Source organism: uncultured Sphingomonas sp. (assembly GCF_964021865.1).
Taxonomy (GTDB): domain Bacteria; phylum Pseudomonadota; class Alphaproteobacteria; order Sphingomonadales; family Sphingomonadaceae; genus Sphingomonas.
In genome coordinates, this window is sequence record NZ_CAXIAM010000007.1 from 58,151 (window position 1) to 82,115 (window position 23,965).

The following is a 23,965-nucleotide window of genomic DNA, read 5'->3' on the forward strand; positions in this document are numbered from 1 at the left end:
GAGGCTGTCATGATATTGACGCTTCAATACTCCGAGCATTATGTCTGATTAATAAACGCCGCGGCATCAGTCGTGGAGCTGGGAGAGATGCAGTGAAGGCGACGATGAAAACCCTGTTCCGAACGGCATTGCTGGCCGGAACCGCGCTGACGCCGGGCCTCGCCGCCGCACAGGACGCGCCGCTGCCGCAGGAGGCGAGCGCGGTCGCGCCGACCTCGTCGGTGGCCGCCGCCGGTCCCGCCGCCGACGACATCGTCGTCACCGGCGTGCGTGCCAGCCTTCGCTCGGCCCAGGCGCTCAAGCGCGATTCGGCCTCGATCCTCGACGCGGTGGTTGCCGAGGACATCGGCAAATTGCCCGACAACAACGCCTCCGAAGCGCTGGCGCGCGTCACCGGCGTGCAGGTCAACCGCTCGAACGACGAAGCGAACGGCGTGCTGATCCGCGGGCTTGGCGATATCAGCACCACCTTCAACAATCGCGAGATCTTCACCGCCGAGAATCGCGGCGTCGCGCTCCAGGATTTCCCGGCCGGCGCGCTCGCCGCGCTGGAGGTCTACAAGTCCGGCACCGCCGACCTGATCGAGCCGGGTCTCGCCGGGCTGGTCAACGTCCGCTCGCGTCGCCCGTTCGACTTCACCGGCTTCGAGATCGCGGGCGGCATCCGCGGCGCGTACAACGACCAGTCGGGGAAGCTCGATCCCGTCGGCAACATCCTCATCACCGACCGCTGGGACACCGGGATCGGCGAGATCGGCGCGCTGGTCAATTTCGCGATCACGCGCACCCGCTACCGCAACGCTGTCCGCTTCAACGACCAGACGACGCGCACCGCAGCGGGTGACGTCAACAGCACCACCGACGACCTGAACGTCACCACGCCGGGTGTCGGCACCGATTTCCGCATCCCCAACTCGGTCGGCAATTATTTCGCGACCGGCACCCGGACGCGCCCGTCGGTCAACGGCAGCCTGCAATGGCGTCCGAGCGACCGGCTCGAAGTCTATGCCGACGGGCTGTGGCAGGCGTATCGCGGCGAACAGTCGAACGAGAATTTCACCGCGCTGCTCGAATCCGCGACGCTCGCGTTGCCGGGCCAGACCGGCACGCGGCCGACGCTCAGCAACGTCGTGCTCGACCCGAACGACCCGCGTAAGGTGCTCAGCCTCACCAAGACCGGCGGGCTCGCGCCGCAGCAGTTCCGCTCGACCTTCAACGACCGCACTGACACCTATCAGGGCGCGATCGGCTTCGTATGGAAGGGCGATCGCGCGAAGATCAGCAGCGATTACGCCTATACCTACAGCACCTATTCGCAGCTCGAATACAGCCTCGATGCGCGTTTCGCCTCGTCGCCGCAGGTCGATGTCGAGTTCGACCGCGACGGTGGCGCGTCGTTCAACTTCCCCGGCTTCGACGCGCTGAACCCGGATAATTACATCTGGCGCGGTTTCTACCAGAAGCGCTACCACGCCACCGGCGCGGGGCATCAATGGCGCGCCGATCTTCAGCTCGATACCGAGCTGCCGCTGATCCAGCGGCTCGACTTCGGCGTCCGCTGGGTGTCGCGCAATGCAAAGCTGGAGCAGGGCGACCGCTATCTCGCCACCGACGCGCTCGGCATCCCGCTCGCCAGCCTGCCGACCGGGCAGCTCGAAACCGTCGAGGACGGATTCCGCCAGCCCGCCGCACAGTTCCGCAACTGGCTGATGCCGTCGCGCGCCTCGATCCGCTCGAACTTCGATGCGTTGCGCGCGCTGACCTATTCGGTCGGCCCGCAGCTGATCGCGCGCGATCCCAACAACGTCGACCTGCGCGACAGCGTCGCGCGCTTCGGTCAGGAAGAGATCGCACTGCGCGAGGACGGCGGCTTCAGCGCGCAGGAAAGCACCTACGCCGCCTATGCGATGGCGCGTTACGACTTCACGATCGCCGGGGTCGAGATCGACGGCACCGCGGGCGTCCGCGTCGTCAACAACGACGGCACCTATCGCGGGGTGACGCGGCTGAGCACCAACAACGTCATCTCGTTCGCGCCGCAGGTGAACCGCCAGAACTACGTCGACGTGCTGCCATCGTTCGGCGCGCGGCTGAAGTTCACGCCGCAGTTGCAGGCGCGCCTCGCTTATACCGAAACCCGCACGCGCCCCAACTTCGGCCAGTTGAACCCGGCGTTCAACATCACGCGCAGCACCGTCACCGGCGGCGCGTTCGATGCGAGCGGTAGCGGCGGCAATCCCGATCTGGTGCCGCTGACCTCGAACAACTGGGATGCGACGCTGGAGTGGTATTTCGCGCCGACCGGCTCGTTCACCGCCTCGGTCTTCTACCGCGACCTGTTCGGCTTTATCACCAACCTGACCCGCATCGTTGATGATCCAACATACGGCCGGGTGCAGGTCTCACGCCCGGAAAACGCCGGCGCCGGTCGAATCAAGGGTGCGGAAGCGAATTTTCAGACCTTCTTCGACTTCCTGCCCGGCTTACTCAGCGGTTTCGGTACCCAGCTCAACGTGACCTACCTCGACGGCACCAACCAATTGCCGTCGGCGGTCGGCGAGTCTGCCCCGGTGGTGCCGATTACCGGCGTGTCAAAGTGGACGTATAATGTCACCGGCTTCTACGAAAAGGGTCCGGTGTCAGCGCGGCTGTCGTACAATCGCCGTTCGGAATATGTCGAAAGCTTCAGCCGCAATCCCGGTGAGCCGCAGTTCGCGGGCGTGACGGTGCGGCCGATCTCGCGGCTCGACTTCTCGGCGTCGTACACGCCGTTCGAGAACATCACGCTGACCGCCGACGTCAGCAACATCCTCGCGCAGCCGTGGCAGAACTACCGCAACTTCGCCGCCGACGCCGGCTATCCGGTCGATGTCCGCGAGGAAGGGCGCTATTACTCGCTCGGCGTCCGCTTCCGCTTCTAAGTCTCACCGTCGCCCCTGCGCAGGCAGGGGCCTATGACTGTTTCGTCTGTCGAACCATCTGACACATGCCGCCCGGCTGCTGTGTAAGGCCGTTCGCACGACGACACAGACATAGGCCCCTGCCTGCGCAGGGGCGACGGCCTGAGGGCGCACGAAACGACACCCTCCAGCCGTCGTCCCGGACTTGATCCGGGACCCCGCTTCCTGTCTCGGGGCGACGGCGCCTACTTCTTCTTCGCCAGCAACCCGTGCATCCCCAGCCACCGCACATAGGCGTCGAACCAGCCGGTACTGGTCGTCGGCTTCTGGTACATGCCGAACCCGTGCCCGCCCTGCTCGTAAAGGTGGAATTCGACCGGCCGCTTCGCCGCGCGCCATGTGTCGACCAGCCCGATCCCGTCGTTCGCGAAGAACGGATCGTCCGCCGCCAGCGCGATGAACAAGGGCGGCGCATCGGCCGGCACGTCGACCGCGCCGAGCGGACCGTAGATGTCGGCGACGAACGCCGGCTTCGCGTCCTGCCCGGCGAGCGTGGTCGCCATCGTCAGCATCGCACCCGCCGAAAAGCCGATCATCCCGACGCGGTCGGGATCGACCTTCCACTCCGCGGCGCGGCGCCGGATCAGCGTGAAGGCGGCGCGCGCATCGGCGATCTGCGGCCCCAGCCGCGCCGTCATCGCGGCCGGGTCGACGCGCGGGCGCGGCGCGGAACCGGAGAACATCTCGCTCATCGACTTTTCGAAGCCGGCCATGTCGGCGGGCGTCTGGTTCAGCCGGTACTTCAGCACGAACGCCGCCACGCCGCGCTTCGCCAGCGCCCTGGCGACGTCCCAGCCTTCATTCTCCATCGACAGCGTGCGGAACCCGCCGCCCGGCGCGACCACCACCGCCGCGCCGGTCGCGGTGCCGGGGGCGGGGAGGAACGGGGTCAGCGTCGCGACCGTCACGTTGCGCGTGAAGGTGCTGCCATATTGCCGGTGCCACGCCTCCTTGTTCGGCGCGTCAGGCAGCGGCCCGGTGTCGAGCGTGATCGCGGTCGGCTGCGCCGGGGTGGCGATCGGCGTCATCCTGTCGGCCTGCGCCAGCGCGGGGGACGCTGCCCCCGTCAGCAGCACCGCCGCCCAGCCTGCGACCCATCCGTTACGAACCTTGCGCCTCGTCATGGCCATCCCTCCATCGTTATCTTTTCGCGTCCCGCCGTGGCGAGCCGGGAAAAGATAGCGCTAACGTGAAGAGGCTGCCAAGTCGTGTTGGGTTAAAATATCGAAATCCGCCGGTGGTTTAGAGCAACCATGCCGCGATACGATCAAGCCCCTCCCCTTCAGGGGAGGGGTTGGGGTGGGGCCTGTTCCAGAACACCGGCCGCGCAGAAGTCCCCCACCCCCGGCCCCTCCCCTGAAGGGGAGGGGAGCGTCACCTCGCCTACGCCCTCCCCCTACCGCACCCGTTCCGCGACCAGCGTCTCCACCACCGCCGGATCGGCGAGCGTCGAGGTATCGCCCAGATTGCCGGTGTCGTTCTCGGCGATCTTGCGCAGGATGCGGCGCATGATCTTGCCAGAGCGCGTCTTGGGCAGCCCCGGCGCGAACTGCAGCGCATCGGGGCTGGCGATCGGCCCGATCTCGCTGCGCACCCATTGCCGCAACTCCGTCCGCAACTCTTCCGACGGCTCGACCCCGCTGTTGAGCGTCACATAGGCATAGATGCCCTGACCCTTCACCTCGTGCGGCATCCCGACCACCGCTGCCTCGGCGACCTTGGCATGCGCGACCAGCGCCGATTCGACCTCGGCGGTGCCCATGCGATGGCCGGAGACGTTGATGACGTCGTCGACGCGCCCGGTGATCCAGTAATAGCCGTCGTCATCGCGCCGGCACCCGTCACCGGTGAAATACTTCCCCGGATAGGTGCTGAAATAGGTCTGGAAGAACCGTTCGTGATCGCCCCACACCGTGCGCATCATCCCCGGCCAGCTATCGGTGATGCACAGATTGCCCTCCGCCGCGCCGTCCAGCACCTTGCCCTCGGCATCGACGATCTGCGGCTGTACCCCCGGTAGCGGCTTCGTCGCGGAGCCGGGCTTCAGGTCGGTGGCATAGGGCAGGGGGGAGATCAGGATGCCGCCGGTCTCGGTCTGCCACCACGTATCGACGATCGGGCAGCGCCCGCCGCCGACCACGCGGTGATACCAGTTCCACGCCTCCGGGTTGATCGGCTCGCCGACGCTGCCTAGCAGCCGCAGCGATCCGCGGTCGTGGCGCGTCACCCAATCGTCGCCCTCGCGCATCAGCGCGCGGATCGCGGTCGGCGCGGTGTAGAGGATGTTGACGCCCAGCCGGTCGACCGTCTCCCACAGCCGCCCGTGATCGGGATAGTTCGGCACGCCGTCGAACATCACCGTCGTCGCGCCGTTGGCGAGCGGACCGTAGACGACATAGCTGTGCCCGGTGACCCAGCCGATATCGGCGGTGCACCAGTATATCTCGCCCTCGCGGTAATCGAACACGTCCTTGAACGTCTTGGTCACCCACAGCAGGTATCCGCCGGTGGTGTGCAGCACGCCCTTGGGCTTGCCGGTCGACCCCGAGGTATAGAGGATGAACAGCGGGTCCTCGGCGTTCATCGGCTCGGGCGCGCACTCGTCGCTCACCCGCTCCAGCGCATCGTGCAGCCAGACGTCGCGCCCTTCGGTCATCGCCACGTCGCCGCCGGTGCGGCGGATGACGAGGACGTGTTCGACGCTCGGGCACCTCGCCACCGCCTTGTCGACATTGGCCTTCAGCGGAATGCGCTTGCCCCCGCGGCACCCTTCGTCCGCGCAGATCACCAGCGTCGAATCACAATCCTGGATGCGGTTGGCGAGGCTGTCGGGGGAGAAGCCGCCGAACACGATCGAATGGATCGCGCCGATCCGCGTGCAGGCGAGCATCGCCGCCGCCGCCTCCGCGATCATCGGCAGGTACAAGGTGACGCGGTCGCCCTTCCTGACGCCCAGCGACTTGAGGACGTTGGCGAAGCGGCACATGTCGCGGTGCAGTTCGCGATAGGTCAGCGTCTTCGTCTCGCCGGGCTCGTCGCCCTCCCAGATGATCGCGATCTGGTCGCCGCGCGTCACCAGATGGCGGTCGACGCAATTGGCCGAGACGTTGAGCACACCGTCCGCGAACCAGCGGATGCGGAAGTCGGCCTCGTCGAACGACGTGTCCTTCGCTCGCGTGAACGGCGCGATCCAGTCGAGCCGCTGCGCTTCCTCGCGCCAATAACCCTCGGGGTCGTTCACCGAACGCTGCCACGCCGCCGCGGCGTGCGCAGGATCGATGCTGTCGTCGGTGCCTGCGGGGGCGGGGTAAACGCTATCGCTCATGCAGCTCTCCTATGGCGATCTGCGATGACGCCTAAGCGGGGGATGGGTCAAGACAGCGACACCTAGCCAGCGCCGAAATGCTGTCCTATAGCGCCGCCGGTCGCACGCTGCGGGCGTGGCGAAATGGTAGACGCAGCAGACTCAAAATCTGCCGTAGCAATACATGTCGGTTCGAGTCCGACCGCCCGCACCACCCCCAATCAAAAAACGCCGGTCGCCCCTGCCTTCGCAGGGGCGACGGTGGTTGGCGCAGTCGACCGTCCCCCACCTCCGTCATCCCGGGCTCCCGCTTCTTCTTCCCCGTGCCCGGATAATGAAGCAAGAAATCAGCTGGCAGAACTCACGAAATCCCCAGATCCTCCGGCCCGAACGCATCGGGCAACAACGCGCTCAGCCGGTAACTCGCCACCGCCTCGCCCTCGGCGCCCGCGCAATGCACCGCCAGATCGCGCCCGCCGAGCTGCGCCGCCTCGTTGAGCACCTGCCGGCACCGCCCGCACGGCCGCACCGGCTGGTCGCCGCGCGCACGCCCCTCGGCGTCCATCGCCCCGCCGATCACCCCGATCGCGACCACTTCGCGCAACCGGCCCTGCGCGGCGACGGTCGCGATCGCCACCGTCTCGGCGCACAGCGACAGGCCGTAGCTGGCGTTCTCGACATTCGCGCCGGTCACGACGCTGCCGTCGGTCAGCAGCACCGCCGCGCCGACCGCGAAGCGGGAATAGGGCGCGTGCGCATGGCGCGCCGCCTCGCGCGCGGCGGCGATCAGCCGGGGGGCGTCACTCATTCTCGAAGGCTCCTTCTGTCGCCACATCCCAGTTGACCGGACCATCGACCCCGTCGACGCCGCGCATGTCGTTCGCGCGCCACACGGCCCACGGTCGCGCGCCATAGCTGGGCTTCAGGAAATTGCCCGTCGCCCACCATTTGCGGTCGAGCGCCTCGGTCAGCCGGTAATCGTCCTCGACCCGGCCCGCGATGCGCAGCACCACCGGCTTGCCCATATGCGCCTCGATCCGCTCGATCATCGCGCGCACCCCGGCGATCAGCGCCGCTCGCCCCGGCCGGTCGGCGCACGTCTCGTCGTAATCGAACGCGATCGCGGCGGGCAGCGCCTTCAGGTCGCGCGGCACGACGGTGTTGAACACGTCGCCCTGCACGCGCGGCGACTGGCAGAAGGAGAAGACGTGGACCGCGCCGCGTTTCAGCCCGACCCGCGCCATCGCATCCCAGTTCGCCTGGAAGTTGCGGTCGCGTGTCGTGGCACCGACCGTCGCCACCGCATAGCCGAAGCGTGCACCCGACGCACCTTTCAGCACCGGCCACACGATCGTGCCGGTATTTTCGGACACGTCGACGCCCTGCAGCGGATATTGCTGCGACCCCGGCGCCCACCGCACCGCAAGCCGCCACCCCGCGACGCCGGCCAGCGCCAACGCGGCCAGAACCAGCACGAGCCGTCCCAAACCCCACATAATCCGTCACTCAAGCCTTGATGTGCAGGACGCAGATCAGCGTGAACAGCCGCCGCGCCGTGTCGAAATCGATGTCGATCTTGCCGTCCAGCCGCTCGCGCAGCAGCTCGGCAGCCTCGTTGTGGATGCCCCGCCGCGCCATGTCGACCGTCTCGATCTGCGCCGGCGTCGATTGGCGGATCGCCTGGAAGTAGCTGTCGCAGATCGCAAAATAGTCGCGGATCGGTCGCCGGAACCGCGCCAGCCCCAGCACCAGGGTCTCCAGCGGCGTGCCGTCCTCGCGCGCGATCTGGATCGCCAGCCGCCCTTCCTCGACGCCCAGCTTGACGCGATACGGCCCGGCGTAGCCGTCGGCCGCTTCGCGCTGCAGCGCGAAGTGGTTGTCTTCGATCAGGTCGAAGATCGCGATCCGCCGTTCCTGCTCGATATCGGCCGATCGCCACAGGATCGTGCGCTCGTCGAGTTCGATGTCGATGATCCGCGGATCGGCCATCCGTGTCCCGTTAAAGCCGAAGTCGCGCGGCGACAACGCCGATCCCGGTTATGCGACGCCCCGCGATCGACTATAGCCGGGGAAATGGCGACTCTGGCATTCCCCGCACCGGCCTCGGCCGAACCCGTCCACCTGCCCCGCAACGTCGAGGCCGAGGCCGCGATGCTCGGCGCGATGATGATCGACAATCGGCTCGCCGACGACATCGTCGACCGGCTCGAGCCGATGCACTTCTACGAGCCTGTCCACGGTCGCATCTTCGCCGCGATCAAGTCGCTGCGATCGCAGGACATGCTTGCCACCCCCGTCACGCTGCGCCCGATGTTCGAGGCGGATGAGGGCATGAAGGAGCTGGGCGGCGTCGCCTATCTCGCCAGCCTTACCGGCTCGGGCGCGGGGTTGATCGGCGCGCGGCAGTTCGCGACGCAGATCTACGATCTCGCGATGCTGCGCACGCTCGTCTCGGTCGGCCATTCGATGGTCGACCGCGCGATGGACACCAGCGAGGAGGTGAACCCGCGCGCGCAGATCGAGGCCGCCGAGGAGGAACTGTACCGTGTTGCCGCCGACGGCGGGGCCGAGAACAGCGTCAAGAGCTTCGCGCAGGCCAGCACGATGGCGGTCAAGATGGCCGAGAAGGCGCTCAACTGGGGCGGCAATCTCTCGGGCGTCACCACCGGCCTCGACAGCGTCAATTCCAAGATCGGCGGTATGCACCACAGCGATCTCATGATCCTTGCTGGCCGTCCCGGCATGGGCAAGACCTCGCTTGCCACCAACATCGCCTTCAACGCCGCGCAACGCTGGATGCGCGACATGCGCGACGGCATCCCGCCGTCGAAATCGGTCGGTGCGAAGGTCGCCTTCTTCAGCCTCGAAATGAGCGCCGACCAGCTCGCGACGCGTATCCTCGCCGAACAGTCGCGGATCAGCTCCGAGGCGTTGCGCATGGGCAAGATCAGCAAGGCCGAGTTCGAGCAGCTCGCGGCGGCGGCGGCCGAGCTGGAGAATCTGCCGTTCTTCATCGACGATACCGGCGGCCTGACGATCGCCTCGCTCCACACCCGCGTCCGCCGGCTCCAGCGGCGGCACAACAACGAGATCGGGCTGGTGGTCGTCGACTATCTCCAGTTGCTGACCGGCTCGGGAAAGGGCGACGGCAACCGCGTGCAGGAAATCTCTGAGATTTCGCGCGGATTGAAGACGCTGGCGAAGGACATGAACGTCCCCGTGCTGGCATTGTCGCAGCTCAGCCGTGCGGTCGAAAGCCGCGAGGACAAGCGCCCGATGCTGTCGGATCTGCGCGAATCGGGGTCGATCGAGCAGGACGCCGACATGGTGTGGTTCGTGTTCCGCGAGGATTATTACACCGCGCAGCGCGAGCCCAAGCGCCCGATGGAAGGCGACGAGGCCAAGGTGTTCGAGGATCACGCACGCTGGGCCGCCGACATGGAGCGCGTCTACGGCCTCGCCGAGCTGATCGTCGCCAAGCAGCGTCACGGCGCGACCGGCAAGGTGGTGCTGAAGTTCGACCCGACGATCACGCGCTTCTCGGATTATGCCGGCTTCTGATGCAGGAAACCCATCGTCCTAATTGATTTAGGGTAAGACGCGGGGCACCAAATCGCCCAAGGACCTGATCGAGCCGTCCCGGGGGGGCGGCCTGACAGGGGGATAAGATGAAGACGATGGGGGCAGCCGCACTGGCGGCTGGACTGATGCTGGGCGTGACCCCGGCATTGGCGCAGAACGCCGATAACGGCACACATGTCCGCGCCGCGGTGACCGTGGGAACGCTGGGCATCGGCCCGGAGCTGGGCGTGCGCTTCAACGATCATTTCGGTATCCGCGCCGGGGCCGGTTTTCTGACTGGCAACGGCACCGCCGAGTCAGACGGCGAGGAATATGATGCCAAGGTCTGGCTGAAGTCGTTCGGCGGAATGGCCGACGTCTATCCGTTCGGCGGCGGGTTTCGGCTCTCGGCGGGCGCCCGGATCAACCGCAGCCGCGTCGACGTCGGTTTGACGCCCAGCGGTGAGGCCACGATCGGCGAGGAGGATTATACCGCGGCGGAGGTCGGCCGGATCAGCGGCCGCGCGAACGTCAAGAAGTTCGCGCCGGCGCTGACGTTCGGCTGGGCGGGCAAGAACCGCCGCGGTTTCTACGTCGGCGCCGAAGTCGGCGCGCTGTTCCAGGGCGCGTACCGGATCGAGCGTTTCCAGTCGAGCGGCACGCTGCGCGACGATCCCGCCTTCCAGGCCGCGCTGGAGCGCGAACGCGTGTCGCTCCAGAAGGACGTCGACAAGGTGAAGGTCTGGCCGATCGTGCAGCTTGCGATCGGCTGGCGCTTCTAATCATCGTCGTCATTGCGAGCGGAGCGAAGCGATCCAGGGCGTCCTGGTGCACCACCGGATCGCTTCGTTCCGCTTGCAACGACACGCAAGTTCTCATCGCGGCCGATACGCGATCCGCGCGGCGCCCTCGGCGCGCACCGGCAGGAACAGCCCCGCGCCGGTCACCTGCAATCGCCCGGTCGACACCCGCGAGACATCGGTCGACAGGAAGAAGTCACCCTCCTGCCGCGCGCCGATCGCCGCCTGTGCTTTGCCGAGCACGTGCTGGTAATCGGGCGCGAAATCGTGCTGCAACGCCAGTGCCACCGCCTGCTGCACCTGCGTGGCGTCGACGAGGCTGACGATCAGGTCGACCGCGTCGGAGTCGGTGTCGGCGGCGAGCTGGACGTCGCGCGCGCGTACCAGTTGCGAGTTCTCGTCGTTATACGGCTGTGCGGTCAGCCACGCCTCGCCAGTCGTCGCGGGAAAGGCGCGGTCGCGCGGCACGACGCGGGCGGTCACGCCCACCGCCAGTCGGTTGTTCGTAGTGGCGTAAACCGTGACCTTGCCGAAATCGACGTCGACCGGCCCGACCCCCGTCAGCGAAATGCCCTTGGCCGCCAGCTTGCGCAGCGTGCGCAACACCACCGGTTCCAGTTGCGCATAATCGGCGAGCACCGGGATGAAGAACCGCAACCCCGGCTGCCCGGCGACACGCGATGGCGGCGGCAGCGGCGCAGGCGTGGGATCGGCGGGGCGCTTGCCGACGAACGTCTGAGTCAGCGCCTCGGCGGCCAGCGTCAGCTGCAACTGCCGGCCGTCGATCCGGTAGCCGCCGACTCCCAGCGCGCGCGGCACGACGCGCATCCAGGCGGGCGGGTTGCGCTTGCTGAGTTCGACGACCGTGAACCCGTGCCGCCACGCACCGTCCAGTTGCGTGCGCAGATCGAGCTTCGCCACTTCGCGCGGCAGATCGCGCTCCAGTTTGGCGACGACGCGCTTCAGCTTCTGATCGGCGCGGCTGGTGAAGGTGATCCGCTGTCCGGCGATCTCGATCCCCGGCGGCTCGCGCCAGTCATAGGCGAGGTCGAGCGTCGCGCGCGGTTGCCAGTTGCCGACGATCGCCAGCTTGCCGGTCGCATGCACCAGCGCGCGCGCGGTCACCGTCTCGCCCAGCACCCCGCCGATGTCGCGGACATGGATTACGGCGGAGACGGGCATGGTGATGTCGAGCCGCTCGCCCTTGCCGGACACGCGGATCGCGCCGCGTGTCACTTGCCCGACCAGCCGGCAGCCGAGGTCGGGAGTCACCTTGACCTTGCCGATACCAAGGTCGACGCGCTTGCCCTTGACGCATCGGTCGCGATGTTCGTCGATCGTCCACAGGACGCGCGGCGTCTCCTTGTCGAGCCCGCGTTCGAGCTGGTCGAGCCGCGCGGTCACGGGAACGACGATCGTCGAGGTCTGGTCCGGGAAGGGCGCGATCGCGCTTTCGACGCGCGGCGGGGCAGGGGACCGTTCGTGCCGCGCGCATCCCGCAGCGAGCAGCACGATAGTAAGCAACACGCGCCGCACGCCGGTCTCCGCCATTTGACTGACGTTACCAATCCGTAACGGCCGGTTTTGATCCGGCGTCGCGGTTCGTCATTGCGTGGCTACGCTCGCGATGAAGAACCGGCTCGTACGGTCAGAACAGCAACGTCGTCGAATAGACCAGCGCGCCGACCACCGCCGAGGCCGGGATCGTGATCACCCATGCCACCACCACGCTCTTCGCCACGCCCCACCGCACCGCCGAGGCGCGCCGCGACACGCCCGCGCCGATGATCGAGCCGGTGATCGTATGCGTGGTCGACACCGGAATGCCGAGCGTCGAGGCGCTGAACACCACGATCGACCCGGCCAGCGACGCGCTGAACCCCTGATGCTGTGACAGCCGCGTGATCCGCGATCCCATCGTCTCGATGATGCGCCAGCCGCCGGTCATCGTGCCCAGCGCGATCGCGATATAGCAGCTGATCGCCACCCAGTGCGGCACTTCGAAGGGCCCGGTCAGATAGCCGGTCGAATAAAGCAGGACGGTGATGATCCCCATCGTCTTCTGCGCGTCGTTGAGCCCGTGGCTCAGCGAATAGGCCGCGGAGGAGGCGAGGTGCAGCGCGCGAAAGCTGCGCTCCGCCTGCGGCGCGGTCGAGCGGCGCAGCGCCCAGCTCGACAGCAGCATCACCGCCATCGCCAGGAACATGCCGATCACCGGCGACAGCACGATCGCGAGCAGCGTCTTGTTGAGCCCGGCCCATTTCACCCCGGTTATCCCGGCGTGCGCGACGCCCGCGCCGACCAGCCCGCCGACCAGTGCGTGGCTGCTCGACGACGGAATGCCCTTCAGCCAAGTGATGACGTTCCACGTCATGGCCCCGCCCAGCGCGCCGAAGATCACCGCGGGGGTGATGACGTCCTTGTCGATCAGGCCCTTGCCGATCGTCTCGGCGACGGCATGGAGGGCGGGGAACGCAAGCGTCAGGAAATAGGCGGCGAAGTTGAAGAAGGCCGCGAACAGCACCGCCTTGACCGGCGACAGCAGCCGTGTGGCGACCACCGTCGCGATCGAATTGGCGGCGTCGTGCAGCCCGTTCAGATAATCGAACGCCAGCGCGACCAGGATCAGGCCGACCAGCAAGGGAAAGGCGAGTTCGTGCATGGGAGCGTCGACCGGGCGTCAGGCGTGGTCGATGACGATGCCGTCGATCTCGTCGGCGACATCCTCGAACGCATCGAGGATCCGCTCCAGATGCTTGTAGATTTCGCGCTCGACGACGAAGCGCAGCGTGTCGCTCTTGCCATATTGCCCCAGCGAGCGGCGCAGCCCGGCGGCGTGGCAATCGTCGGCGCGGCCTTCCAGCCGGATCAGTTGCTCGGTCAGTTCGTGCAGGCGCGGGCCGTTGCGGCTGACGTCGCGCAGCAGCGGCATCGCCTCGACCGCCAGCCCGGCGGCGTCGACCGCCACCTGCGCCATCTCGCGCATCTCGGGCGCGAATTCGGCCAATCCGTACAGGTCGATCGCCGAGGCGGCGGCGTACATTTCGTCGATCGTATCGTCGAGCGCGCCGATCAGCGCGGTGATCGCGCCGCGATCGAACGGCGTCAAAAACGTCGCGCGCACGCTTTTCAGCACGTCGCGGGTGATTTCGTCGGCCTCATTTTCGTGCTTGTTGATGTCCACCAGCAACGCGGCACGGTCCGGCCCGCCCTCCAGCAGCTTCGCGGTGGCGCGCGCGGCGGCCAGGCCGATGGCGGCATGTCCTTCGAACTGCTCGAAGAAATTGCCGGTCTTCGGCAACAGTCGCTGGAACCAGGCGAACATCAAACTCCATCCCGAACAAATCTAGAGAATAGCTGCGCCGTTCCGGACACGATCGTACCGGATGGCCGGGTCGGGCCGTGCACGTCATGTAAGACAATCGCGTGACTCAGGAGCCGCGTCTGGCGCATTCCGTCTCCCGTGCCGCTCGTCGTCGCCCCCGAACGGGACGACGTCCGGATACCGGCTCAGCCGCGCTCGTACCAGATCGCCGCGTTGGCGAACAGCGTTGCGGCGTCGGTGCGATGACCCGAACCGAAGGTGACGTGCGTGTCGGCACCCGGCCGCTGGCCATGCAGCGCAACCGCGACGCGAGCGACACGCCCGTCGTGCTGCCGCTCGAACGCCAGTACCTGCCCGGCGCCGGGGCCGTCGACGTGCGCGGGAAGGTACGCTCCCTCGGTGAACAGCGCCGGATTGTCGCGCCGCAGCCGCAGCAGGTCGGCAATCAGCCGCAGCTTGGCCGACGGATCGCCCGCCAGCGCCGCGCGCCGCGCCTCGTAGTCGACCGGCCGGCGATTGTCGGGATCGACGAGGCTGAGGTCGGCGAACTCCGTCCCTTGGTACAGATCGGGCACCCCCGGCGCGGTATAGCGGAGCAGCACCTGCGCTAGCGCACTGTCCTGCGCCGTCGCATCGAGCATCGCGACCGTCTTGGCGATCAGCGCCAGCGCTTCGGCATCGCCGGGCAACGCCTCGACCAGCGCCGCCGCCGCTGCTTCATATTCTTCATCCGGCGCTTCCCACGAGGAGCGCAGCTTCGCCTCGCGCAGCGCCTTCTGCTGCCACGCCGTCACGCGATCGACGAAGTCGGCGGTCGCCCCATTTTCGGGCCATGCGCCGACCAGCGTCTGGAACAGCATATAGCGGTCCGCATCGTCGACCCCACCATCGTCGCGCTCCAGCCACGCCAGCGCCGCGTCGCGCCATGCCTCGGGATGCGCGCTGATCGCCGCGAGCCGCGCGCGCGTATCCTCGCCACGCTTGTGGTCGTGGGTGGCGGTGGTCAGCATCGCATGCGGCACGTCGCGCGCACGCGCCTGCATCAGCGCGTGGAAGTCGACAGGCGACATCCCCATCCGCTCGGCATCGAACCCGACGTCGTTGCGCGACAGCAAGCGACCGTAACGATAAAAGCCCGTATCCTCGACCGCCTTGGCCGCGATCGGCGCGGAGAGTTGCTGGAAGCGCCGCACCGCGTCCGCTGCTTCGGCCGGACCATCGCCCGCCAGCCACGCCAGCACCAGATCGACGACCTGCGCCTCGCCCGGCGGGATCAGTTCGGCGACCCGCGCGCGCGCCTCCGCGCGGATCGCCGCGTCGCTGGCGGGCGCGTCGGGGCCATAGGTGCGATAGACCGGGAACACCCACAGCAACCGCTCGATCGCGCGGCGCAGCATCGCTGCGGTGACACCCTCCGGCGCGACCGCGTGGAAGGCGGCGACGCAGGCATCGAGTTGCCCACTGAATTGCCACGACAACAGGTCCTGTCGCGCCTGGAATTCCTCGGGCTCAAACGATGCGCTGCGCCCGCTGATCTCCTCCCACAATTGCCCGAGCGGTTCCGCGCCGGCGGGGTCGTGGAGCAGGCTCGCGACCTGTTCCATGAAATCGTAGCCGCTCGTGCCATCGACGCCCCAGCCGAGCGGCTGCGGTTCGTCGGCGGCCAGGATCTTTTCGATGACGATCCACGCATCGTCGCCCAGCCGCGCGCGCAGCGCACGGCAGTAGCCGATCGGATCGGTCAGCCCGTCGACGTGATCGACGCGCACGCCGTCGATCAGCCCCTCGTCGTGCAATCGGAAATACAGCGCATGCGTTTTCTCGAACACGGCCGGGTCCTCGATCCGCACCCCCGCCAGCTCGTTGATCGAGAAGAACCGCCGCCAGTTCAGCTCGTCGTTCGCCACGCGCCAGTAAGCGAGCCGATAATGCTGACGCGCGAGCAGTTCGGCGAGCGGCAGCGCGTCGGCCGCGTCCTGGTCCGCGTCGCGCACCGGGAAACGATGCTCGCCATAGGCGACGATCGTCCAGCGCCCGTCGCACCGCTCCAGCGTCAGGTCACCGTTCGCCAGCGCCTCCGACAGCGGCGCGCCGAGCACCGGCAGCACGATCCGCTCGCGCCAGTCGATATCGAACACCGCGGCGTGCTCGCTCTCCGGCCCGCGCGCGAGAACGTCCTGCCACCACGCATTGCCGTCGCCCGCGACCCCCATGTGGTTGGGCACGATGTCGATGATGATGCCCATATCGCGCGCGCGCAGCGCCGCGACCAGCGACCGGAACGCGTCCTCGCCGCCCAATTCGGGGTTGATCGTCGTCGGATCGACCACGTCGTAACCGTGCGTCGATCCCGGCGCGGCGGTGGTGACCGGCGAGGCATAGACATGGCTGATGCCCAGATCGTCGAGATACGGGACCAGCGCCTCGGCATCGGCGAAGGTGAAACCTTCGTGGAACTGAAAGCGATAGGTGGCGCGGGGTATCGTCATGCGTGTCTCTCCGCGTTGAGCAGGGCGATGCGGCGCGCGACGTCGCGGCGCGCCAGCAGGGCGGGGGTGGCTGCGTCCATCCGCCGCCGCCAATTGGGATGTTCGTCGATCGTGCCGGGCAGGTTGGGCTGTTCCTCCAGCCCCAGCAAATCCTCGAGCGAGACGATCGCCAGCGGGCAGGGCGCGCTGGCGACATGCGCGATCATCGCATCGACCGGCGGCGCGGCCGGCGGGTCGCCGGGCTTGTCCATCGCCTGCCACAAGGCGGTACGCTCGACGGCACGACGGTCGCGATCCGCGCCGCTGCGCCCCAGCTTCTCCGCCCAGTCGATGTCGCGGCCCTTCCACCACCCGGCGAGCGTCGGCGTGTCGTGCGTCCCGGTCATCGCCACCGCCGCCTCGTCCCACGCGGCGGGCGGCACGAACCCGCCTTCGGTATCGCGCTCGAACGGCAGCACGCGCATCCCCAGCATGCACCGCGCCGCCAGCGTGTCGCGGAAGCCGGGCGGGACGGTGCCGAGATCTTCGGCGATCACCACCGCATCGGCGCGCTGCGCCTCGATCGCGACGATCCGGCGGAGATGGTCGCCGGGCATGCGCAGGTAAGCACCCTCGCTGGCGTCCGAACCGGCCGGGATCACCCACAATCGCTCCAGTCCCAGCGCATGGTCGATCCGGATCCCCCCGGCATGCACGAGCGCGACGCGCAGCGTCTCGATGAACGCGCGGAAGCCGGTGCGCTCCAGCGCGAACGGGTCAAGCGCGGTGATCCCCCAATTCTGCCCGTCCGGGCCGAGCGGATCGGGCGGCGCGCCGACCGTCAGCCCGGTCAGCAATTCGTCGCGCGCGCTCCACGCATGGCTGCCGCCCGCATCCATCCCGACCGCGAGGTCGGCGACGATCCCGGTGGCCATGCGCTCCTTCGCAGTGCGCTGCGCGGTCGCCAGCCCGAGGTCGGCCAGCCATTGCAGGAAAGCGTAGAAGGCGATGTCGCGCTCATGCTCGGCGGCGAAGCGGATCACCGCTTCGCCGTTCGGATCGTGATAGGCGGCAGGCCAGTCCTGCCAGCCATGCCCGCCCAGCGCCGCATGGAGCGCATCGAACCGCGCATGCGCCTCCAGCGCCGCACCCCTCTGACGGCGATAGGCGCGCGCCGCCGACAGCGCGCCCTCGCTCGCCAGGTCGAACGCCGCACGCAATTGTGCGACCCGTTCGCGCGCCGCGTGCGGCCAGTCGATCAGCGCCGTGGCGCGGGCGGGGGGCAACGGCACGCCGATCAGCGCCGGATCGGCAAGCAGCACGTTGTGGAACAGCCGAGTCGATGGCGAATAGGGGCTGAAACGCGTCGGATCGGCGGGGAACAGCGCGTGCGTCGGGCTGATCGCCAGCGCCTGCGCCCCGACCCGCGCGAACGCGGCGGCGGCCTCGACCAGCGCACCGGCATCGCCGAACGCGCTGTCGGTGGTCGCGCGCAGGCTCGGCACCTGCACCGCGACGCCCCAGCCGCGCTTCGGCAGCGCACAGCGTCGCGGCGCGATCGCCAGCGTGTACTCGCGCCCGCCGGCATGCAGCCGGTGATAGCCGACGCGCTCGACCGGCGGCAGCGTGCCGTCGGCGGCGATCGTCAGCGCAAGACGGTTGCCATCGTCGAGCAGCAGCTCGGCGTCGCCGGTCACGCCCGCCGGAATCCCGATCGCGCTACCGGCATCGGCGGAGAGAAACGGCACCTCGGCCGGGCTGGTATCGAGACAGGCGAGGATCGCCTCCAGCACGTCGTCTTCGACGCGCTGCGGCCGGCCATCGGCATCCTCCCAGTCGCGCGACAACCCCGCGGCGGCGGCGCGTTCGGAGAGTGTCATGCGAGCGACGCGGTTTGAAGGCGATGGAGAGGTCGCCACCAACTACTAACCGTCACCCCGGCGCAGGCCGGGGTCCAGACCCAAGCAGAACCACCGATGTTGTGTGCGCGGCTGGACCCCGGCCTGCGCCGGGGTGACGGACGTGAGGAGGGCCCCGACCTCGTCACGGCTCGATCCAAGCGACGAACCGCTCGCCCTCGGTGAAGAACGGATCGGCCCCGCCGGGCAGCGTCGCGGGTTCGTCGCCCAAATCGATCGCGACCCCCAGCGTCGTCCCGTCGCCCAGCCGCCAGCGCGCGACCACCGCCGCTTCGCCGAGCACCTGCGCGCCCACCGACACCGCGCCCGCCAGATGCGGCATGACCCGCTCGCACCGCAAGGTCAGCAAGTCGCGATAGAACGCCCGCCACTCCTCCGCCTCCGGTCCCGGCTGCGGCACCGACGCGTCGAACGTCGTCACGGCGTTCGGATCGGGAATCCGCGCCCGCGCGTCCGGATCGGCGAAGGCGTCGAATTTGGCGAACTCTTTGCGCCGTCCCTCGCGCACCGCATCGGCCAGTTCGTCGTGGAAGTCGGTGAAGAACAGGAACGGCGTCTCGCTTCCTTCCTCCTCGCCCATGAACAGCAGCGGCACCTGCGGGCACAGCAGCAGCAGCGCGGTCGCCGCGCGCAGCTTCGCCTTGTCGGTCAGCGCGATCAGCCGCTCGCCCAGCGCGCGGTTGCCGACCTGATCGTGGTTCTGGAGGAACGCGACGAACCGCGTCGGCGCGAGGTGCGCGCTCGCGCTTCCGCGTGGCTTGCCGTCGTGGTTGGCCGAGCCCTCGCCCTGATAGATGAACCCCTCGGCAAGGCACCGTGCCAGCCGCTCCGCGGGGCGATCCGCGAAATCGGTGTAATAGGCATTGGTCTCGCCGGTCAGCAGGACGTGCATGACGTTGTGGAAGTCGTCGTTCCACTGCGCATCGAACCCGCCGTCGCGCAGCCGCGCAGCGTCATTCTCCTCGTTCTCCAGCACCAGATGCACGTGGCGGTCGGGCAGTGCGGCGCGGATCTCCGCCGCCATCGCGTCGAGGAACACCGGATTGCCGATCGCGTGCACCGCATCGAAGCGCAGCCCGTCGACGCGATAGTCGCGCAACCACATCAGCGCATTGTCGACGAAGAACCGTGCGACCGGCTCGCGCGCCACCGCCACTGCGCCGCCCCACGGCGTATGCACCTCGGCATTGAAGAAGTCGGCAGCATAGACGCCGAGATAATTTCCGTCCGGCCCGAAGTGATTGTAGACGACGTCGAGGAATACGCTGACGCCCAGCCCATGCGCGGTGTCGACCAGCCGCCGCAGCTCGGCGGGCGAACCATAATCCTCCTGCACCGCATAGGGCAGCACGCCGTCATAGCCCCAGCCACGCGTGCCGCCGAACGCGCCGACCGGCATCAGCTCGATCGCGGTGATCCCCGCTGCGGCGATCGCCGGCAGCCGCGCGATCACCCCCGCAAAGCCGCCGAGGGTCCCGGCGTGACATTCGAGAATCACCATCTCGTGCCACGCACGCCCGCGCCACTCGGGGCTCTGCCAGTCGTAGCGGGCGTCCGGGACCACGCTCCACCCGTGCACCCCGCCCGACTGGAGGCGTGAGGCGGGGTCGGGAACCGCCTGTTCGCCGATACGGAAGCGATAGCGTGCGCCCGGCCCCTCGGCACGGTCGAGCGTATACCAGCCGTCCTCGCCCCGCTCCATCGTCGCGGTTGCCGCGCCGTCGATCTCCAGCGTGACGCCGTCGACATCGGGCGCCCACAACCGGAAGCGCGTGCCGCCGCCCGCCAGCTCCTCGGGCCCCCAGCGCATCACGGCGCGATCTTCCACGTCACCAGCACCGCACCCTGCGGCGCGACCTCGTAGCTGTTATCGATCTCGATCTCGCCTTGCTCGGGCTTGGCGCTGTCGATCAGCACGATGCGCTTGGCGTCCGGCGGGGGCAGGGTGAAGGTCACCGGATCGCCCGACGCGTTGAGCAGCAACGACACCGCCTCGATCGCGCCATCCTCGGTGCGTGCCGCACGCCGCATCATCAGCGCGCGACCATCCGGGTTCTGCCAGTCCTCGGGCGACAATTGCTGCCCGCGCTCGTCCCACCATTCGATGTCGTTGACCCCGCCCTCGGCCGTCTCCTGGCCGTAGAGGAAGGTCGGGCTACGCAGCACCACGAACCGCCGCCGCAGCTCGGCCAGCCGCCCGGTGAAGTCGATCTGCGCCTGACCCTCGGGCGTGCTCGCCGCCTTCCAGTCGAGCCAGCTGATCTCGTTATCCTGGCAATAGGCGTTGTTGTTGCCCTGCTGCGTCCGCCCGAACTCGTCGCCCGCCACCAGCATCGGTGTGCCGAGCGACGTCATCAGCGTCGTCAGCATCGAGCGCATCACGCGCCCGCGCGCATCATTCACCGCCGGGTCGTCGGTCGGCCCCTCGACCCCCCAGTTGCACGAGGCATTGTGCGAATGGCCGTCGCGATTGTCCTCGCCGTTCGCTTCGTTGTGGCGTTCCTCGTACATCACCGTGTCGGCGAGCGTGAAGCCGTCATGTGCCGCCAGCAGGTTGACGCTCGCCCACGGCCGCCGCGCGCGCCGGTCGAACAGATCGCCGGAGCCGGCCAGTCGCGCCGCCAGATCGGGGCGCTTGCCCGGTTCGCCGCGCCAATATTCGCGCACCGTGTCGCGATATTTGTCGTTCCACTCCGCAAAGCCGGGCGGGAAATTGCCGAGCTGATACCCGCCCGGCCCGACATCCCATGGCTCGGTGATGAGCTTAAGCCGCCCGAGCACCGGGTCTTGCCGTAGCACGTCGAAGAACGCCGATCCCGGATCAAAGCCATGTTCCTCGCGCCCGAGCGTCAGCCCGAGATCGAAGCGGAACCCGTCGACGCCGAAGCTGGTCGCCCAGTAGCGCAAGGAGTCAGCGACCATCTGGATCACGCGGGCCTTGCTCATGTTGAGCGTGTTGCCAGTGCCCGTGTCGTTGATCGTGTATCGCGGGTTGTCCTTGACCAGCCGGTAGTAGCTGGCGTTGTCCAGCCCGCGCCACGACAGCGTCGGGCCTTTTTCGCTGCCCTCGCAGGTGTGATTGTAGACGACGTCGAGGATCACCTCGATCCCGGCCTTGTGCAGCCGGTGCACCGCGCGGCGCAGTTCGTCCTGATGTTCGGTCGCCATGTAGGACTGCTCGGGGGCGAAGAAGCCGAGCGTGTTGTAGCCCCAGTAATTGCGCAGCCCCTTCTCCTGAAGGAAGCGGTCCTGCGTGAAGGTGTGGATCGGCAGCAGCTCGATCGCGGTCACCCCGGTGCGTTGCAGATGCTTGATGACCGCCGGATGCCCCAGCGCGGCATAGGTGCCGCGCTCGCGCGCCGGGACCAGCTCGATCAGCTTGGTCAGCCCCTTGACGTGCGCCTCGTAGATCACGGTTTCCGACCACGGCGTATTCGGCCGCCGGTCGCGCGACCAGTCCCAGTGATCGTCGACCACCACCGCCTTGGGCATGGCGGGCGCGCTGTCGCGCTTGTCGAACGACAGGTCCTCGCGGCGGTGCCCGATGCGATAGCCGTGGAGCGCGTCAGTCCATTTGATCTGGCCCTGGATGCGGCGCGCATAGGGGTCGAGCAGCAGCTTGTTCGGGTTGAAGCGATGCCCTTCCTCGGGTGCGTAGCGGCCATGCGCGCGCAGGCCATAGACGAGGCCGGGGCCGACATCGGGCAGATAGCCGTGCCACACCTCGTCGGTGCACTCGGTCAGCGGCAGCCGCTTCAGCTCGCGCTTGCCCGCGCTGTCGAAGACGCAGACCTCGATCGCATCGGCGTTGGCGGAGAAGACCGCGAAATTGACCCCTTCGCCATCGAACGTGGCGCCAAGCGGATAGGGCGATCCCGGCAACAGCCGGTCCGGCAAGTCATGCAACGATGTTCTCCCGTCAGGAGGAAATAAGGCGCGAGAAGATCGGGGCGGCGCGCCGGAACGCGCCGCGCCTCAGGTGGTGCGCTTGCGCCGCGCCGCCGGCTTCTTCGCGGCGGCCGGTTTGACGTCGACCGAGGTTGCCGCTGCAGGGGCGGCGGGGGCTTGCGCGTCGGACGGGGCCTCCTCAGCGCTCGCCGGCTGCTCGGGGGCGGCGAAGGGAGCCGTGTCACCCGACGTGTCCTGTGTCGTCGGTTGCGGATCGCCAGCCTGCGGATCGCCGTCCTGCGGATCGGGCTCGTCGGCAACGGGGCCTTCACCGGCAAAGGCGCGCTCCGCCTCCTCCCAATGCGCCTGGTCGCGCCCGTGCGGCTCGCCTTCCTGCTGCCATAGCCGGTAGGCGTGTTCGCTGATTCGCGCGTGACGATCGTCGGCCATGACCTTTTCCCCTTATTGTCCCTGACCGCGAAAACTCTCGAACGCGCGGATCGTCGCACCCGCCTTCAAGAAAAACGCTTTGGCCGGATCAAGCCCGCGCCAGCGCCACCGCGCTTACCACCGCCACGCCATCTTCGATCAGCCCGCTGGCGGTCTGGCCCCAGCGCCGCGTCGCTGCCGCGCGCAACCGGAAGGTCAGGTGCGAGGCCACGACCGCCGCCGCGGCACCGAGCAGGGCGCCCGCGAGGCGATCGTCCCGCCCGGCGCAGGCCGCGCCGGCGATCGCGCCGCTGACCAGCCGTCCCGCGATCCCGGCGGGCACGGTCCGGTCGGGAGCGCTGCGCAGCTTGTCGCCCGCCAGCTCGCCCGCGGCGAGCGCGACCGTTCCGGCGGACAGGACTGGCGCACGGCCGCCGCGTCCACGTGTCGCGGCCAGCGCGGCAAGCGGCGTCATCGCGCGCGCCCCCGCTACCGCACCCATCAAGATCGACCGCATCATCAGGCAAACTCCACCGGCGTTGCGCTCAAACCGTGCAGGCAGTCCGAGGTTGCACGCCCTGCCGGAACGGAAATACTGATCTACATCATTTATTTGATGTTTAATCCTTGGTGCTATCCGGCTCCCCTACGCCCCGGTGCTTTGCAGCGATACACATGGTGCGAGCGGAGAAGATGTCATGATTTCATGGTTTCGCGACGTGGCGCCGGTTCGGACGAAGTTCCTGGCCCTCGCCATTGTCTATGTAGGCCTGTCGCTCGTCTCCCTCATTGCGACCGGGGCGGTGGCATTCGGCGTGATCGGCGCGACGCCGGCCGTGGCGATCAGCGGTGCTGCGCTGGCGCTGGTGACGATCGTCGCGATCGTGTCGCGCACGCTCATCTGCGATCCGTACGTCAACACCGTGGTCCGGATGGAGGCTTTGGCGAAGGGCGATTACGACAGCCCGATCCGCTACACCGCCTCGCGCGATTGCGTCGGCCGCATGACCAAGGCGATGGAGGTGTTCCGCGGCAATGGACAGGCGCTTGCCGTCGCCTCGGCGGCGCAGCGCAAGGTTGTCGAGGCGCTCGGCCTCGGACTCAGCCGGCTGGCCGACAATGATCTGACCTGCCAGATCGAACAGCCGTTCGCCAGCGACTATGAAGCGCTCCGTCACGACTTCAACCGCGCGATGATGGCGGTGTCGACCGCGATCGCCGCGGTGACCGCGGCCGCCAACGGCATCAGCAGCGGCGCGGCCGACATCCGCCAGGCGTCCGACGATCTGTCGCAGCGCACCGAGCAGCAGG

18 protein-coding genes and 1 tRNA gene are annotated in these 23,965 nt (G+C 68.1%); 5 read left to right on the forward strand and 14 right to left on the reverse strand.

All coding sequences use genetic code 11. The annotated features are described in order from the left end of the window. The first annotated feature begins 104 nt into the window (after positions 1–104). Positions 105–2,921 (forward strand): TonB-dependent receptor, encoded by a 2,817-nt coding sequence (locus tag AADI75_RS03400; protein ID WP_341207640.1) that lies wholly within the window; start codon positions 105–107, stop codon positions 2,919–2,921. Between the two features lie 224 nt (positions 2,922–3,145). Here AADI75_RS03400 and AADI75_RS03405 read toward each other — a convergent pair whose 3' ends face one another. Together AADI75_RS03405 and acs are read right to left on the reverse strand one after the other, a co-directional pair. Then, entirely contained in the window at positions 3,146–4,084 is a 939-nt protein-coding gene (locus AADI75_RS03405) for an alpha/beta hydrolase (protein ID WP_341207641.1), read from the reverse strand. Between the two features lie 272 nt (positions 4,085–4,356). After that, positions 4,357–6,285 carry an acetate--CoA ligase gene (gene acs / locus AADI75_RS03410; RefSeq protein WP_341207642.1) on the reverse strand — a complete coding sequence of 643 codons (1,929 nt, stop codon included), beginning with the start codon at positions 6,283–6,285 and terminating at the stop codon, positions 4,357–4,359. A 109-nt stretch (positions 6,286–6,394) separates the two neighbouring features. Here acs and AADI75_RS03415 point away from each other — a divergent pair. Continuing rightward, positions 6,395–6,478 (forward strand) — tRNA-Leu (locus AADI75_RS03415). A 147-nt stretch (positions 6,479–6,625) separates the two neighbouring features. Here the strand turns inward: AADI75_RS03415 and AADI75_RS03420 are convergent. The 3 genes from AADI75_RS03420 to AADI75_RS03430 are packed head-to-tail and all read right to left on the reverse strand — an operon-like array spanning position 6,626 to position 8,253. Continuing rightward, positions 6,626–7,072, reverse strand: coding sequence for a cytidine deaminase (locus AADI75_RS03420; protein WP_341207643.1), 447 nt, complete (start codon positions 7,070–7,072; stop codon positions 6,626–6,628). Then, the gene (locus AADI75_RS03425) at positions 7,065–7,739 is read right to left on the reverse strand and encodes a GH25 family lysozyme (protein WP_341207644.1); all 675 of its coding nucleotides are present in this window, start codon (positions 7,737–7,739) and stop codon (positions 7,065–7,067) included. Before AADI75_RS03425 ends, AADI75_RS03420 begins: the two co-directional genes overlap by 8 nt. Before the next feature lie 31 nt (positions 7,740–7,770). Further along, complete coding sequence (locus AADI75_RS03430; protein ID WP_341207645.1) at positions 7,771–8,253, reverse strand: UPF0262 family protein; 483 nt, start codon at positions 8,251–8,253, stop codon at positions 7,771–7,773. A gap of 84 nt (positions 8,254–8,337) precedes the next feature. Between AADI75_RS03430 and AADI75_RS03435 the strand changes: the two genes are divergently transcribed. Then, positions 8,338–9,825 (forward strand): replicative DNA helicase, encoded by a 1,488-nt coding sequence (locus tag AADI75_RS03435; RefSeq protein ID WP_341207646.1) that lies wholly within the window; start codon positions 8,338–8,340, stop codon positions 9,823–9,825. Between the two features lie 107 nt (positions 9,826–9,932). After that, entirely contained in the window at positions 9,933–10,607 is a 675-nt protein-coding gene (locus AADI75_RS03440) for a hypothetical protein (RefSeq protein WP_341207647.1), read from the forward strand. A 93-nt stretch (positions 10,608–10,700) separates the two neighbouring features. Here the strand turns inward: AADI75_RS03440 and AADI75_RS03445 are convergent, their stop codons facing one another. From AADI75_RS03445 to AADI75_RS03485, 9 genes are all read right to left on the reverse strand, one after another. Then, entirely contained in the window at positions 10,701–12,176 is a 1,476-nt protein-coding gene (locus AADI75_RS03445; protein ID WP_341207648.1) for a DUF4403 family protein, read from the reverse strand. Between the two features lie 97 nt (positions 12,177–12,273). Beyond that, the gene (locus AADI75_RS03450; protein ID WP_341207649.1) at positions 12,274–13,287 is read right to left on the reverse strand and encodes an inorganic phosphate transporter; all 1,014 of its coding nucleotides are present in this window, start codon (positions 13,285–13,287) and stop codon (positions 12,274–12,276) included. A gap of 18 nt (positions 13,288–13,305) precedes the next feature. Continuing rightward, the gene (locus tag AADI75_RS03455) at positions 13,306–13,950 is read right to left on the reverse strand and encodes a DUF47 family protein (RefSeq protein WP_341207650.1); all 645 of its coding nucleotides are present in this window, start codon (positions 13,948–13,950) and stop codon (positions 13,306–13,308) included. Between the two features lie 185 nt (positions 13,951–14,135). Further along, positions 14,136–16,439 carry a malto-oligosyltrehalose synthase gene (gene treY / locus AADI75_RS03460; protein ID WP_341207651.1) on the reverse strand — a complete coding sequence of 768 codons (2,304 nt, stop codon included), beginning with the start codon at positions 16,437–16,439 and terminating at the stop codon, positions 14,136–14,138. Further along, a complete protein-coding gene (gene malQ / locus AADI75_RS03465; protein ID WP_341207652.1) occupies positions 16,436–18,298 on the reverse strand; it encodes a 4-alpha-glucanotransferase in 1,863 nt (620 codons plus the stop codon). The genes treY and malQ overlap by 4 nt, the downstream gene beginning before the upstream one ends. A gap of 163 nt (positions 18,299–18,461) precedes the next feature. Next, positions 18,462–20,147 (reverse strand): malto-oligosyltrehalose trehalohydrolase, encoded by a 1,686-nt coding sequence (gene treZ / locus AADI75_RS03470; protein ID WP_341207653.1) that lies wholly within the window; start codon positions 20,145–20,147, stop codon positions 18,462–18,464. Then, positions 20,147–22,243 carry a glycogen debranching protein GlgX gene (gene glgX / locus AADI75_RS03475; protein ID WP_341207654.1) on the reverse strand — a complete coding sequence of 699 codons (2,097 nt, stop codon included), beginning with the start codon at positions 22,241–22,243 and terminating at the stop codon, positions 20,147–20,149. Before glgX ends, treZ begins: the two co-directional genes overlap by 1 nt. A 69-nt stretch (positions 22,244–22,312) precedes the next feature. Then, positions 22,313–22,675 carry a DUF2934 domain-containing protein gene (locus AADI75_RS03480; protein WP_341207655.1) on the reverse strand — a complete coding sequence of 121 codons (363 nt, stop codon included), beginning with the start codon at positions 22,673–22,675 and terminating at the stop codon, positions 22,313–22,315. A gap of 88 nt (positions 22,676–22,763) precedes the next feature. Next, positions 22,764–23,174: a DUF4126 domain-containing protein gene (locus tag AADI75_RS03485; RefSeq protein ID WP_341207656.1), complete on the reverse strand. Its 411-nt coding sequence runs from the start codon at positions 23,172–23,174 to the stop codon at positions 22,764–22,766. A gap of 178 nt (positions 23,175–23,352) precedes the next feature. On the opposite strand from AADI75_RS03485, the gene AADI75_RS03490 reads away from it, so the two are divergent. Further along, positions 23,353–23,965: methyl-accepting chemotaxis protein (locus AADI75_RS03490; protein WP_341207657.1), on the forward strand; the 613-nt coding region annotated here is incomplete at its 3' end.

What these genes read in the sequence shown, in the direction of transcription:
- AADI75_RS03400 (WP_341207640.1), top strand. Translation starts at nt 105, where the DNA reads ATGAAAACCCTGTTCCGAACGGCATTGCTGGCCGGAACCGCGCTGACG.
- AADI75_RS03405 (WP_341207641.1), bottom strand. Translation starts at nt 4,084, where the DNA reads ATGACGAGGCGCAAGGTTCGTAACGGATGGGTCGCAGGCTGGGCGGCG.
- acs (WP_341207642.1), bottom strand. Translation starts at nt 6,285, where the DNA reads ATGAGCGATAGCGTTTACCCCGCCCCCGCAGGCACCGACGACAGCATC.
- AADI75_RS03420 (WP_341207643.1), bottom strand. Translation starts at nt 7,072, where the DNA reads ATGAGTGACGCCCCCCGGCTGATCGCCGCCGCGCGCGAGGCGGCGCGC.
- AADI75_RS03430 (WP_341207645.1), bottom strand. Translation starts at nt 8,253, where the DNA reads ATGGCCGATCCGCGGATCATCGACATCGAACTCGACGAGCGCACGATC.
- AADI75_RS03435 (WP_341207646.1), top strand. Translation starts at nt 8,338, where the DNA reads ATGGCGACTCTGGCATTCCCCGCACCGGCCTCGGCCGAACCCGTCCAC.
- AADI75_RS03440 (WP_341207647.1), top strand. Translation starts at nt 9,933, where the DNA reads ATGAAGACGATGGGGGCAGCCGCACTGGCGGCTGGACTGATGCTGGGC.
- AADI75_RS03445 (WP_341207648.1), bottom strand. Translation starts at nt 12,176, where the DNA reads ATGGCGGAGACCGGCGTGCGGCGCGTGTTGCTTACTATCGTGCTGCTC.
- AADI75_RS03450 (WP_341207649.1), bottom strand. Translation starts at nt 13,287, where the DNA reads ATGCACGAACTCGCCTTTCCCTTGCTGGTCGGCCTGATCCTGGTCGCG.
- AADI75_RS03455 (WP_341207650.1), bottom strand. Translation starts at nt 13,950, where the DNA reads ATGTTCGCCTGGTTCCAGCGACTGTTGCCGAAGACCGGCAATTTCTTC.
- treY (WP_341207651.1), bottom strand. Translation starts at nt 16,439, where the DNA reads ATGACGATACCCCGCGCCACCTATCGCTTTCAGTTCCACGAAGGTTTC.
- malQ (WP_341207652.1), bottom strand. Translation starts at nt 18,298, where the DNA reads ATGACACTCTCCGAACGCGCCGCCGCCGCGGGGTTGTCGCGCGACTGG.
- treZ (WP_341207653.1), bottom strand. Translation starts at nt 20,147, where the DNA reads ATGCGCTGGGGGCCCGAGGAGCTGGCGGGCGGCGGCACGCGCTTCCGG.
- AADI75_RS03480 (WP_341207655.1), bottom strand. Translation starts at nt 22,675, where the DNA reads ATGGCCGACGATCGTCACGCGCGAATCAGCGAACACGCCTACCGGCTA.
- AADI75_RS03485 (WP_341207656.1), bottom strand. Translation starts at nt 23,174, where the DNA reads ATGATGCGGTCGATCTTGATGGGTGCGGTAGCGGGGGCGCGCGCGATG.